The following is a 13,452-nucleotide window of genomic DNA, read 5'->3' on the forward strand; positions in this document are numbered from 1 at the left end:
CCCCACAACAGTGGTACAAGATAATTTCAACAGCCTAAGGAGAGATTCACATGTCTAGCAATAAAGAAATTCTATTGGTCAATCGCCCAAACGATAGAAAAATAGGCTCCCATTTGTTCGAAACTCGTGAGCAAGATATTCCTTCCCCGGGTAAAGGTGAAATACTGATTAAACAAACTTACATGTCGCTCGACCCAGCAATGCTAGGGTGGATGAGTGAAGATCGTGAAAGTTATATTCCGCCTGTTGAGCTTGGTGAAGTCATGCGCTCAAGCGGTGTGGGTGAAGTAATTGAGTCGAACAACCCTGATTTTTCTGTTGGCGACAAAGTCATGGGAATGACCGGCTGGCGAGAATACTTGGTCAGTAATGGTGAAGGCTTCAACAAGCTACAGCCCGGTATTACCGAAGAGATGGCCCTTTGCGTATTCGCTTTGCCTGGTTTAACTGCTACCACAGGCTTATATAACTTTGGTGAGCCTAAAGAAGGTGAAACCTTAGTTGTCACTGGCGCTGCGGGTTCGGTGGGCTCAATTGTAGGTCAGCTAGCAAAAGCTGACGGCCTTCGCGTTATTGGTGTAGTGGGCAGTGACGAAAAAGCAGATTGGATTGTCAACGAGCTCGGCTTCGACGGAGCAGTAAACTATAAAACTGACGATTTAGAAGCAAAATTAACTGAGCTCACCCCCGATAAAATTGACGTATTCTTTGAAAACACCGGCGGCCCTATTCAGCACCATATTTTCAATCGTATGAATACGCATGGCCGTATTGTGGTTTGCGGCATGATTGCCGACTATCAATCTGAAAACCCGGCTCCCGGCCCAAATTGGATACCGTTAATTAAAAAGCGCATTAACGTTCGAGGGTTTGCTATGCCTGATCATTGGGGCGAAGTACCTCAACTTGTTGCAAAGCTATCGCCCTACGTACAACAAGGAAAGATTCAATATCGTTCTCACATGGTTGAGGGTATCGAATCAGCAGTAGAGGGTTTACAGATGCTATTCTCTGGCGACAATAAAGGGAAAATGATCGTTAAACTTTAAGCTTATCGCTTATGTTTTCTGCGTTAACTATCGACGTTAATTTCACTTAGCGTCGATAGTAAATAAGTCCCTTTCCCCGCAGCCTTTGCTTGATACAGCTCATTATCAGCTTGGTTGATTAAGCCTTCTAGAGTTTGCTTTTTCACATTATTAACAACCACAGCACCAATAGAGCATGAGACGGTTTTCGCTGATGCATTTGGTGCATGCGGTAAGGCTTTTTCATCCCAAGTGTCGAGTATTTGCTGGCAACTCTGTTCTACTTGCCTTGCAGAAACCCCACTGACGATAACCATAAACTCTTCGCCGCCATAACGACCCAGAATATCGGTTTGCCGTTGAAACACTGCGCGCATCACATCAGCCTGCGCCACAATGGCATCATCACCTTGCTGGTGACCAAAGGCATCGTTGTATTTCTTAAAGTCATCTAAATCGAGCATAAAAACAGCGAAAGAAAGGTTCTGCCTTTTACTAAGCGACAGTAATCTCTCGCCTTCTTTCATCAACGCACGTCTATTAAGAAGATTGGTTAACGGATCTTCACGACTTAAGGTGTTTAACTTCTTATTTGTTGATTTTAAAAGAATAACTATTCTGTCTAAACGATATTTTGCGTAAGCACATATAAATAACGAGCCAACCACAAATGACGTTGAAATCATGACGCGGTCGCCATAAACAGGCGCGATTGCCATTAATCCAATAAATCCAACGATACTTATAGCCGATGCTGCCAACGCCAGCTTGTAGGTAACTCCTAATGCAAATACACAATAGAATGCATATAAAATGGTGCCCTCGTAAGGAAAAGCAAATTCGTATACCCTCCAACTTTGATAAATAAGTACATAATTTGCAAAAGTTAACATCACCATCAGCCCTGCAAAAATCCAGCTTCTGGCAGCATAAAAGAATCGAGAGAACGAAAGGGCGATAACCGCAAAGATAACTGGAATTTGATACAAAAGGCGATTTTGAAGATAAAACTCGTACAAAGGGGAAGGTAACAACACCATATCCGCCAAGATGAAAGAGGCAAGCAACAAAGCACCGATTATAAGAGCAACTCGAAGTCTTAAAATCTCTTTATGCTTTCTTACCACTTCCACCTTTTTCTCCAGACACGGGTAATATCTTTCAGTAAGTATAGACGCTTCTATAGGGCTAGCTTAAGTAGACTACCTTTTAATGCCTCAATGGTAATAGGTTTAGTGACTACGTCGTTCATACCGTCTTGTTTAAAGGCATCATGGCGTTCTTTAAAGGCTTCTGCTGTAAGCCCAATAATAGGAATTTGGCTTACGTCACTCGGTAAACTTCGAATACGCCTAGTGGCTTCAACACCATCCATCACTGGCATATGAATATCCATAAAGATAACGTCGAAGGTCTCTTCTTCAACTTTAACTGCCGCTTTTAAACCGTTGTCGACATGAGTAACCGTGCACCCAAGCTGTTCTAGTAGTGCCTGAGCCACCACGGCATTTATCGCATTATCTTCTGCCAGTAGTACGCTAATACCCGGTTTAAGGATTGTATTTTTATCTAGGTTACTTTGCGCTTCTTGTAGTGACGCGCTATCAATAGTGCGGGCGCTAACCATAGCAGACATAGTAAAACACGACCCTTCACCCACTCGGCTCATTACTTTAACATCGCCACCTAGTATCTGTGAGAGCTCTTTAGCAATGGACAAACCTAAACCTGTGCCGCCATAACGACGTGAAATAGAAGAATCAGATTGAGTAAACTTATCGAAAATATGTTCAAGCCTATCGGGTTCTATACCAATGCCTGTATCTTTCACAGAAATGACTAAACGATTTTCTTCTACCGATGGACCAGCTACCTTTTTAAGGCTTGCTGTAACCGTCACCGTGCCTTTATGTGTGAATTTGATGGCGTTACTGGCTAGGTTAATCACTATCTGGCGCAGTTTAGTCACATCACTCGTGACCATTACCGAGTCCAAATTCTTACTTTTATATTCTAACCGCGTGTGGTTTGCACTCGCATTGATACCTAGCAAGGTAATAAGATCGTTCAGCATGCTATCTAAATTAAATTCGGTCACATCAACTTCTGACATGCCAGACTCAATTTTAGATAAATCGAGTACATCGTTTATCACATTGGCAAGAATGGTGGCTGAAGAACGTAAATCTGAAGCATATTGCTTTTGCTTGTCATCTAACGGCGTGTCTAGCAATAAAGTAGCAAGCCCTTGAATACCGTTTAACGGCGTGCGAATTTCGTGGCTCATCACGGCAAGAAAGTCCGTTTTGGCTTTATTGGCAGCTTGTGCCCGTTCCACGTAATTTTCGATGTCTGCTGACATGGCCTCTACATCTTGGGCTAATTCACTCAGTTCATCTTTGCCGCTTACATCAATGCTAACCCGCTTGTGATTACCGGCAATACTGCTCGTTGCATCTTTAATTTTGCCAATTGGGGATACCACAAAATACTGAGTAATTTTCCCTATGAATAAACTCACTAAAATAACCGTAAACAAGGTAATAGCGATGGTTAGCCAAGCTATTTTTGATAATGATGATTCGAGCTCATCGGTAGATTGGCTAACCGTAAGCTTCCAGTTCCAAGGGTCGAACTTGCTACAGGCAAAGAGTACATCTTGGTCTCTCCACTCAGATTCACCAAATGCAATATCGGTAGCATTAATAGTGGTGATGGTGGCGTTGGCAGTATTGATGGGTGCCCATTCTTCATAGGTGCTAAATAGCTCAGCACCCGTTGTCTTATCACTTACCGCAAAATGCTTACCGGTTGATTGATGAAGCTCTGCTAGCTCGTCAAATACCTCTTTTTGATAGGCATCTCGAAATACAGGTACATTTTCCAAACCCGAATTCACCAGCAATTCGTGCCGCTCTCGCACAAATTCAATAAAGGTTAGTGATAAGGTTTGAGTAAGTAACTGATATTCTCGCTCTCTCACTGAGTCATAAGCCGTCAAATAGGCCCAATAGCCCGTTAGCGCCATCCCTGTAAACAGAATGGGGATATAAATAGCTAAAAGTTTCGACTTAATTCGCATAGATATCTGGTACTACTCTTTATTGATAAACGTGATCTTTCGATAACTTTAAATACGACGACGGAATAGGAATATGCATCTTGATGGCGGTAGATACATTCACCCCTATTGTGTATTTATCCATTCTAGTGACAGCCATGGTATTCGCCCTCTCGCCACTTAAGATCCTCTTGGCGCGTAATGCACCTGATTTACCGATACTCTTTTCATCTGCTACAACGCCAAGTAACGCACCTTGCTGTACAGACTCTATACTTTCGGCAAAAATCGGTAATAGTTTAGTTTCTTTGTAAATAACATTAATGAGATCGTCGGCTTGAAGCAAGGGGCCAGTGGAAAGCCAATAAGCATCGAGGCCAGATGTTTCTACTTTTTCTTTAAGCACTTCCACTATACCAGCACGCATAGCACCTAACCCTAAAGTGCCTTCAACATAGGCGGTGCTCACCGTCACAAACTTCACGTTATCATACTGACTCTCGAGTGCTAACAGGCTTTCTACCGAACTTTTTGAAGATGGGTATTCTGAGTGCACCAGCCCAATAGTGATGGGTTCCTCCAGTGCAGAGGCTTTTAGTAAGCCATCAAGCATATCCAACTTCACCTTGGCATCTAATACGTGAGATTCACCGGTTATGTTTGACGTGCTATGTTCGCCAAACGCAGTGACTATGCCCTCTTTTACAGGGTCTGCCACTGTCATAAATAAAGTAGGAATCTCAGCCGCAGCGGAAAAGTTGTAAACCGCCCTAGTGGCAAGCGTAGCAATTGGTACTAACAGGTCCGGCGCTGCTTGCTCGGTGATTGTTTCCACAATAGACCTCGCCTTTTCTTCTAGACCCTCTGCATTATATATTTCTACGTCTATTTCATGATCGGGCATAACCAGCGTAAGTTCATCGATAAAGGCATCTTTTGTATTTATCACTACCGGTAAAGGACCCGTTTCTATTATGACCACACGTAGTGGTTTAGCGTTAACCTGAGCGTGAAATACAAAACAAAGGAGTATACTCACAATGAGTAGTGACGTTTTTTTCATCTTTATTTAGCCCAACTATTAAGCTTGTGAGTAGGTGATTAGTTTGAAATATCATAGTGTTAATCGACTTCGCTGCATAGCTGAAGTTCGTATAATATAGGCTTAAAACACCCATCAGTGTGATTGTAGGTAGTTTGCGCTAGATTAAGCGTTAAAAAGTGCCCTAGCGTACTAACCATCTATGATTTGGAGCCCATTATAATTTAAGGGCCATATAAAATGCCTAACCCGTTACGGCTAAACCTATCAAGGATAATAACCATATTATGAGGCGAATAAAATCTCTTATCCCTAGTACTCCCCCAAATATATGTTCTAGCAAAAAAATGACAACGCTAGGTATAGGTTTAAGCCTATGCCTGGCAAGCTTTTCGCCTATCGCTAACAACGAAATGAGGAACCAGAAAATGACGAACAATAATATGAAGACGTTAACGAAAGAACAAGTCATTGAACAACTCAACCTCTCTCATCACTTCGAAGGTGGGTATTTTCGCCAAAGCTTTAAAGCGGATCACAGAGACAAAGTAACAACGGCGCGTGGTGAACGCACCACCATGACCGCTATTTATTATATGCTTACGAACGACAATAGTATTGACCATTTTCATACTAAGTATTCCGATGGCATTGAGTTTTACCATATGGGCTCGCCCATTACTTACCATATGATTTACCCAGATGGCCATTACGAAAAAGTGGTAGTAGGGCCTGATATTGCCAATGGCCAGCAGTTGCAGCTTGCTGTACCTGGGGGCACTTATAAAGCGGCCGAGTTAACCGATGGCGACTATGGTTTGGTGAGCGAAGCGGTATCCCCTGGGTGGGAACCTGAAGATATGATTGAAGTTTTTCAGCATGAGTTGCTAAGGCGTGTTGATCTTTCGTGATTGGTTTTTGAGCAGCATGGTAAAGAGTTATAATTTGCTTCGCCAAAAGTAAAAGAACAACTCACTACCATGCCGAGACTAATGCTAACTGATAAGCGGTGGCAAAAGCTACTTCAAGTAATGAAGAGTACAGGCCGCATTTACAATAAACCAGAACATAGAATGACGTTTGAAGGGATACTCTTCCGGCTGAGAACAGGAATTCCTTGGCGTGATTTACCAACAGAATTCGGCGGTTGGAGCGCCGTTTATCGCCGATTCAATTTATGGTCGAAGAAAGGTTTATTGAATATGTTATTCAATGAGTTAGCCAAACTGGCTGATTACGACTGGGTCTTTGCTGATGGTTCGATTGTCAAAGCTCATCAGCATAGTGCCGGAGCAGCTACTAAGGATAATGAGTGCATTGGAAAAAGCCGAGGTGGTAACTCCACAAAAATTCATTTAGCCGTGGATAGTGGTGGGCTTCCAATTTATTTTGAACTATCAGAAGGCCAGAGAAATGATATAGCTCGGGCTCAAAGTCTGGTTGACCATTTAAGGGAAGTAAACATTTTCGTAGGTGACAAAGGCTACGATAGTGACGCATTAAGAGAATATATTGAAGCCAAAGGAGGTATCTCCGTCATACCGAAACGGAACTATGGCCAAGATATAGACAAAGGCAGCGTTGATTGGTGCCTCTATAAATATCGCCACCTAGTTGAAAACGCCTTTGCTCGAATAAAGCATTATCGTTCAATATCAACGAGGTATGAAAAGTTAGCAAGGAATTATGCCAGCATGGTATCACTGGCATTTTCGATGATGTGGCTACCCATGTACTGCTGAGTGAAATATATGCAGCAAAGATCAACAGGCCCTAGAAAAATTCCCGCAGCACAAGGCGCTTATTGAGCGTTTTGCGAATAAGAAATAACGCCCGTTGCTATAGGTAAAAAGCCTGCTCTTAGCAGGTTTTTCTAACTCTCTACCCCTCTACTTCGGCCAAAAGCACCACGCTTTTTAGTCGTGCCTCTACGTTATGAATTGGCATTGAAACAATCACCTCATCCACTTCAGTTGCCTCTACAAATTTAGCTAACTGTGCGGCAACCGTGGCTTTTGAACCCACCAGTGCATAACGTAATACATGAGACAACATGGCGTAATCTGCTTCGCTGCAAATTGCCGATAAATCGTCTACGGGTCTAGCAAACGGCTTGTTAAGCCCTCGGCGCATATTCATAAACTGTTGTTGAACCGAGGTAAACAAGTATTGCGCTTCTTCATCGGTATCGGCCACTACCGCCATTACCCCCGCCATCACATAGGGCGACTCTTGGGTTTCTGATGGTTTAAACATTGAACGATACACATGCAAGGCATCGAACAGTTGCTCTGGTGCAAAATGCGACGCAAAAGAATAAGGCAAGCCTACCGACGCGGCCAGTTGCGCACTGTATAAACTAGAACCTAGCAACCATAACGGAATATGTGTGTTGGCACCCGGCACAGCGATAATTTTCTGCCCAGGCACTGGCGTACCTAAATAATGTTGAAGCTCTTTTATGTCATCGGGGTAGGTGTCTACATGTGCGTTGCTATTAAGATTGCGGCGCAATGCCTTAGCGGTAGCCATGTCGGTGCCTGGGGCTCGGCCAAGCCCTAAATCAATACGCCCAGGATATAAGGTTTCCAATGTGCCGAATTGCTCGGCGATAACCAATGGTGCGTGATTTGGCAGCATTACACCACCTGCACCCACACGAATATGGTTTGTTGCGCCGGCAATGTTACCTAACATAACGGCGGTAGCAGAGCTCGCCACGCCATGCATACCGTGATGTTCTGCCAACCACACTCGTTGATACCCACTGCGCTCTGCTTGCTTAGCTAACTCTCGCGAGTTACTTAATGCATCGCTTATGCTTTGCCCTTCGGAAATAGGGGCAAGATCGAGTAGTGAAAGGGGTAGTGACATGGCTAACCTCGTAAACGTTTTTTGCAGTGTATCGCAAACTCAATATACGCCGAAAGGCTTTGCCATGGTTCACCCGATATACGCGATATCGGGCATTGCTTAGCAGACCCCGCACTTTGCAGACCCGGCTACTTGGCAGATAAGGAGCTATGCAGCGCGTTTTTATACGCTTCAAATGCAGGAATTGCCGAGGTAACAATGGCTGCCAAAGTAATCACACTTACCACTTTTAACGTCTCTATTGTAAGCAAATTTGCACTTAAAAATAGACCATACTGAGACGCAAGCCAATCACTCGATAAGGTTAACGCTGCGCTAAGCAGCCCAATCGCCGCCACAATCGCTAACAATACTAAAATTAACGCTTCTACTAACACCAAGGTAAAAATAACCCCAGGCCCTGCACCTAACACCCGCAGTACGGCAATTTCGTTTTTGCGTTGCTGCATGGAAGCTAACAACATAGTCGATAAGCCAAACAATGAAGATATAAGCACTAAAATGCTAATTACTCGCAGTAGGTTTTCTACCGTACCCATCATTTGCCAAAGCTCGGTTAGCGCCACGCCAGGCAGTATGGCCATAAGCCTATCTGTTTTGTAGTTGTTGATATCGCGCTGAAGTTTGAAGGTCGCAAACTTTGAGGTTAGCCCAAGCATGACCGCTGTTACACTGTCTGGCGTGGTATTTACCGAGCTTGCATCGTTGAGCAATTGGTTTTGCTTTGAAGCCGATAAATGAATAGCTTCAATGGCGTTTAAGCTTACGTGCACGGTTTTATCTACTGGCGTGCCAGTGGCTGAAAGTATGCCGGTGATAGTGAAAGGGGTATTGTCATGATTGGTAAAACTGGTGTTACCAATACCATGAGAAATCACCACACTGTCCCCCACTTTATACCCTAGATCTTTGGCCACATCGGCGCCTATCACCGCTTCAAATAAGCTCGCGAAAGCTTTACCGTTTTGAAAACTGAGCGCTTGCTTGTTACCAAATTTGAAATGCTGAAAATAGTTATCGTTGGTGCCCATTACCCGAAAGCCGCGATGAGAATCTCCTAAAGAGATAGGAATTGCCCACGCTACTAATTTACTTTCCTGCAGTGCTTCATAGCTTGCATAGTTGATGTTACTGGTGGGGCTTCCCATCCTGAACACTGAATACAACAAGAGATTGAGCTGACCGCTTGGGGCGCCAACGATAAGATCAACATCTGAAATAGTTCGGTTAAAGCTCTCTTTTGCCTGCTGGCGAATATGCTCAACGCTTAGCAATACACTGATACTAATCAGCAACGAAAGAAACGTTAATATCACTGATTTTTTGCGACTACCTAAACTACTCCACGCTAACGACACTAACATTACTTGGCCTCCGCTGGCTGTTTTAGCGAGGACTGTTTTAGCGAGGACATCTCTACACTGGTTTCAAAAAACTTTTTCAAATACATATCGTGACTTACAAATATCAGTGTTGTGTTCTGCTGCTTACACATATCGATAAGAATGGTCATAAAGGCGTCTCGTGCGGCGGCATCTAAGGCAGATGTGGGTTCATCTACAAGTAATATTTCTGGTTTGTTGATTAATGCACGGGCAATGGCTACCCGCTGCTGCTGCCCTACACTCAGTGAATTAGCGGGCTGATGAAGAATAGTAGCGGGCAAATTAAGCCCTATCAGCAATGCTTCGGCCGCATCGGCCACATTGGTTTTGCCTGCCTTTGCAAAATATGTGGCCAGCTCAATATTTTTAAGCACGCTTAGGTAGGGAATCAAATTGAATTGCTGAAAAACCACGCCAATGTGCTGCGCGCGAAACTTATCGCGCTGCCTGGCAGGCAAGGCGGAAAATGGCTTGCCCAGTAACGATAACTCGCCGCTTTGTGGCGTTAGCACCCCTGCTAACAGATTAAGCAAGGTGGTTTTGCCAGAGCCTGAATGACCATGTAAGAAAACACGATCACCATAATTCACCTTCCACGTAGGTATATGCAGTCCACTGCTGTTTGAATCTGCATAGTGATATTTAACGTCATTAAGCGCAATAGCATTGCCGTGGTTAGGCACTGCCTTTTTGGCGTGTGCTTCATTTTTCAAAGGTTGCTCTGGTGCTGCTGACAATGTGAATCATCTCCTTTTTGCATTACGCGATGCTTGCGTAAGAGTGGATGTAGCTGACACTAACGCTTTTAGGTCGCCATTCAAGCCAAAACTAAGCCTACTTTGCTATAAGGGCACGCTCAGTCAGACGACAAATGTACAACCCAGACATGTTATGTTATAACGTTTTATACTAACCGTTATAATAATTCTTGGCTAAATAAAATGATGAAGTTCTTCTTACGCGCCCGCATTGGTATTTTTGTCGCGATAACAGGCATGCTTTTTTATCCTACAACATATGCTGAAGATATCGAAGCATCTGACTATCAAGAGGTGGAATGGACGCAGTTAATGCCTGAAGAAGATTTGGCGGCGCTGTTAAATCCACCAGATTATTTAGCTGGTATTGAAGACGGCTCTCAAGAAGATTCCGTGGAAGCCTTTGGCAATCAAGATTTTGATAACGAAACTACCAATCGCTTTCAACAAGCGCTGACATCAACGCAAGTCGTTAAAACCTTTGAGAATAAACCCATCCGTATTCCTGGCTTTATTGTTCCGCTTGAAAGCAGCGAATCGCAAATGGTCACAGAGTTTTTTATCGTACCTTACTTCGGTGCATGCATTCACATGCCTCCACCACCGCCCAATCAAATTATTTACGTGAGTATTGAGCAAGGTGTTGAACTGGAAAGTTTGTACGATCCATTCTGGTTCGAAGGCACCTTGGCTATCGACACCACTGAAAATGCGATGGGCACCGCGGCGTACCGTTTAGAGCACGTCAATGTGAAACCATACGAGGGATAATTGATGACACGATTTAATAAACTATTATCTGCCCTGCTAGCCTCTTTAACAGTGGTTTCTGCCGCACATGCTTGCGACCTACATGGCGGCGGTAATTTGGGCTTTGGCTTTAATCGGTTACACCCCCTTGCTCAGCAACATTATCAGGCGTCGGAGTTCAAAACCCTGTCGGTTAAACACGCTAAACAGGTAGACGTTATTATTGATGAAGCCGCCACAGCGAAAATATCTTACGTAATACCGCTACGCTATCGTGATGTAAACGTTAGTTTTATAGGTAGCGATGGCGTAGAAATAGTGGGAGATAGCGCTGTGTTACTGGAACAAGACTCTGGCGTTTATAACTTAACGTTTACGGTAAAGCGCCCAGGCCAATCGCACATCTCTATCCAAATAAATGGATTAAGTGATGGGAAGCCTTTTTCACTGAGTCAGAAAATTGAACTACGCTCAGCATAAAAAGTGGATAAAGGAGTGAGTAAAGTCGCTGCTAAAGAAAACGAGCTGGCTGCAGTTAACGCTAAGCGCAAACCATTGAAGATAGTACTACTTCTTTTCGTTTTCTTAGTGGCTGGCAGTGTATTCGCCAGGCTAGTTCAACTATATTGGCCCAGCATAAAACATCAGTTATACACTAGCGAAGCACTTTATCAGACCAGCAACCCTGAGTTACAGGCCTTATTCAGCCAAGAAGTTGAACAAAAAAGTGTAGTGCGCTTAGGTTGGCAAGACTTACTGCCAGAACAAGAAGAAGCCACCTTACGTCGATATCAATCAGGGAACGACACAAGTGACTTATCGCCTACCCAAATCGGCACCGTTCAGTCTATAACGAATCAATTGCTATTATCTATTCAAGCCAGTAGCGATGAAAATTACATTTCAGCCCTTCACTCAACCAATATAGTACACACCATTTTAGGCAAAGCGATTTCTATTTCCGGCTTTATTGTACCGATAGAAGTGAATGAAGATCGCACACTACAAAGCTTTTTCGTGGTGCCTTACTACGGCGCTTGTATTCACTTTCCCCCTCCACCACCCAATCAAATTATTTTTGTACAACTGCCCGATGGATTTGCCCATCACAATTTAGCCGATGCATTTACGTTAACGGGTATTTTAGAACAGGGTATGTTTGAAGACCCCCTTGGAACCTCAGCGTATATCCTTAACGTGCACGACATTGAGGCTTACCATGGTCAGCCTGATGACTTTCGAGCTCACTAGGTTTATCAAGAACAATAGATGCTATTTTTCACAAACGCTGACAGGTTTGCGTTAGCTATTCTCCTAAGCATTTAAAGGGAATTTAGTGAGTATTTCGTAAACATTTATTGCAGAGTGCATTTAGTTTTCATCTAGCTGACATGCAACTAATTGCTGCTCCCACAGCTCGCTAATGTCGCCGGCGTTCGATTTAGAAGTATCTGCATCACAAGCATCCAATTCATTAAAAATTACTTCTATACGGCTTTCTAAACAATCATCCAATTCTTTTTCTGATATTGCATCGTCTACAATGTTGTAGCTAAAAATACCTTCATGGGTGATCATTATTGCTTTAAGCCTTTCCACCTTTAGCTTGCCTAACCATTCATGTAACGCGTTTCGGTTAAAGACAATATAAGGTGAAAAACGCCACCCCATACTTTGAAAGCCTTCTCCACTATTTTCAATTTTAACAAAGCCGGTTTCAGGTAGGGGCGCTTCGTTAATATTACTAGCTTGATTGTGCTCATGGTGGTGATGATCTTGATGATCGTGTTGAGCGCTACCAGTGTTTACATGGGTGTGATATTCGTCACCATGAGAATGACGAGGTATAGGTTGCTTCATTGCTTTAACCACATCAGAAGCCCCCTCTAGCAACGATGGCGCTAATTTCCCATGCTGTGCAAAAACAATATCCGGCATGGGGTCGCGGCGGTTAGCAACGTAATCAATGAGCAACTGTTTAGATTCATCTTGGTATAAATCTTCTTTGTTACCTACGACAATATCCGCAACATCAATTTGCTGGTTGAAAGTATCATGCAGTGTATAGCGTATATCTGTGAGCTTTCGGGCATCTACCAAGGTGATATTCTTTTGAATATTAAGCACCTCTTGATAATAATCGGCTGATAACACTTCTAAGACTTCCCTTGGGTGTCCTAGCCCCGTAGGCTCTATGAGTAAACGATGGGGTCGAGCGCGTGCAAGTAACTGATTAAGCGCAATTTGCATAGACAACCCTGAAGCACAGCACATACAGCCGCCGGGTACTTCACGCACAAACACACCGCTTTGTTCGGTATGTACGCCCTTAAAAAAGCCACCATCAATACCAATTTCACCAAACTCATTAACTAAAACAGCCCACCGCTCATGCTCTGGCTTAGCCTCTAGTAAGGATAAAATGGCGCTTGTTTTCCCTACGCCTAAAAAACCACTGATAATATTGGTTGGAATAGCACTTAACTTTTCAAGCTTGCCTGATGTCATACACACCCTTCCTGGACGCCGTTATTTATGTGTAATGATGTGCGGG

Annotated in this window: 13 protein-coding genes; 6 read left to right on the top strand and 7 right to left on the bottom strand. The window is 43.6% G+C overall.

From position 1 onward, the window contains the following. Nucleotides 1-50 precede the first annotated feature (50 nt). On the top strand, nucleotides 51-1,049 hold the full coding sequence (locus AMBT_RS20030; RefSeq protein WP_013786487.1) for an NADP-dependent oxidoreductase: 999 nt from the start codon (nucleotides 51-53) through the stop codon (nucleotides 1,047-1,049). A gap of 23 nt (nucleotides 1,050-1,072) precedes the next feature. Here the strand turns inward: AMBT_RS20030 and AMBT_RS20035 are convergent, their stop codons facing one another. Genes AMBT_RS20035 through AMBT_RS20045 form a run of 3 tightly spaced genes read right to left on the bottom strand, consistent with a single transcriptional unit; the run spans nucleotide 1,073 to nucleotide 5,152 of the window. Continuing rightward, entirely contained in the window at nucleotides 1,073-2,161 is a 1,089-nt protein-coding gene (locus AMBT_RS20035; RefSeq protein ID WP_013786488.1) for a GGDEF domain-containing protein, read from the bottom strand. A 47-nt stretch (nucleotides 2,162-2,208) separates the two neighbouring features. After that, the gene (locus AMBT_RS20040) at nucleotides 2,209-4,110 is read right to left on the bottom strand and encodes an ATP-binding protein (RefSeq protein WP_013786489.1); all 1,902 of its coding nucleotides are present in this window, start codon (nucleotides 4,108-4,110) and stop codon (nucleotides 2,209-2,211) included. 19 nt (nucleotides 4,111-4,129) lie between these two features. Continuing rightward, nucleotides 4,130-5,152 carry an ABC transporter substrate-binding protein gene (locus AMBT_RS20045; RefSeq protein WP_013786490.1) on the bottom strand — a complete coding sequence of 341 codons (1,023 nt, stop codon included), beginning with the start codon at nucleotides 5,150-5,152 and terminating at the stop codon, nucleotides 4,130-4,132. A 407-nt stretch (nucleotides 5,153-5,559) separates the two neighbouring features. Between AMBT_RS20045 and AMBT_RS20050 the strand changes: the two genes are divergently transcribed. Further along, nucleotides 5,560-6,042: a cupin domain-containing protein gene (locus tag AMBT_RS20050; RefSeq protein WP_013786491.1), complete on the top strand. Its 483-nt coding sequence runs from the start codon at nucleotides 5,560-5,562 to the stop codon at nucleotides 6,040-6,042. Between the two features lie 69 nt (nucleotides 6,043-6,111). Continuing rightward, nucleotides 6,112-6,873 (top strand): IS5 family transposase, encoded by a 762-nt coding sequence (locus AMBT_RS20055; protein ID WP_013783868.1) that lies wholly within the window; start codon nucleotides 6,112-6,114, stop codon nucleotides 6,871-6,873. Between the two features lie 139 nt (nucleotides 6,874-7,012). Here AMBT_RS20055 and AMBT_RS20060 read toward each other — a convergent pair whose 3' ends face one another. From AMBT_RS20060 to AMBT_RS20070, 3 genes are all read right to left on the bottom strand, one after another. After that, nucleotides 7,013-8,005, bottom strand: a complete 993-nt coding sequence (locus AMBT_RS20060) for an LLM class flavin-dependent oxidoreductase (RefSeq protein WP_013786492.1) — start codon at nucleotides 8,003-8,005, stop codon at nucleotides 7,013-7,015. 128 nt (nucleotides 8,006-8,133) lie between these two features. Continuing rightward, nucleotides 8,134-9,369 (bottom strand): ABC transporter permease, encoded by a 1,236-nt coding sequence (locus AMBT_RS20065; RefSeq protein ID WP_013786493.1) that lies wholly within the window; start codon nucleotides 9,367-9,369, stop codon nucleotides 8,134-8,136. Beyond that, a complete protein-coding gene (locus tag AMBT_RS20070) occupies nucleotides 9,369-10,127 on the bottom strand; it encodes an ABC transporter ATP-binding protein (RefSeq protein ID WP_013786494.1) in 759 nt (252 codons plus the stop codon). The genes AMBT_RS20065 and AMBT_RS20070 overlap by 1 nt, the downstream gene beginning before the upstream one ends. A 204-nt stretch (nucleotides 10,128-10,331) precedes the next feature. Between AMBT_RS20070 and AMBT_RS20075 the strand changes: the two genes are divergently transcribed. The 3 genes from AMBT_RS20075 to AMBT_RS20085 are packed head-to-tail and all read left to right on the top strand — an operon-like array spanning nucleotide 10,332 to nucleotide 12,149. Continuing rightward, a complete protein-coding gene (locus AMBT_RS20075; protein ID WP_013786495.1) occupies nucleotides 10,332-10,919 on the top strand; it encodes a DUF3299 domain-containing protein in 588 nt (195 codons plus the stop codon). Between the two features lie 3 nt (nucleotides 10,920-10,922). Beyond that, nucleotides 10,923-11,378, top strand: coding sequence for a hypothetical protein (locus AMBT_RS20080; RefSeq protein WP_013786496.1), 456 nt, complete (start codon nucleotides 10,923-10,925; stop codon nucleotides 11,376-11,378). 15 nt (nucleotides 11,379-11,393) lie between these two features. Further along, complete coding sequence (locus AMBT_RS20085) at nucleotides 11,394-12,149, top strand: DUF3299 domain-containing protein (protein WP_013786497.1); 756 nt, start codon at nucleotides 11,394-11,396, stop codon at nucleotides 12,147-12,149. Nucleotides 12,150-12,269: 120 nt separating this feature from the next. Here AMBT_RS20085 and AMBT_RS20090 read toward each other — a convergent pair whose 3' ends face one another. Beyond that, nucleotides 12,270-13,406, bottom strand: a complete 1,137-nt coding sequence (locus AMBT_RS20090) for a CobW family GTP-binding protein (protein ID WP_013786498.1) — start codon at nucleotides 13,404-13,406, stop codon at nucleotides 12,270-12,272. Nucleotides 13,407-13,452 lie beyond the last annotated feature (46 nt).

This window comes from Alteromonas naphthalenivorans, assembly GCF_000213655.1.
In the GTDB taxonomy this organism is placed as follows: domain Bacteria; phylum Pseudomonadota; class Gammaproteobacteria; order Enterobacterales; family Alteromonadaceae; genus Alteromonas; species Alteromonas naphthalenivorans.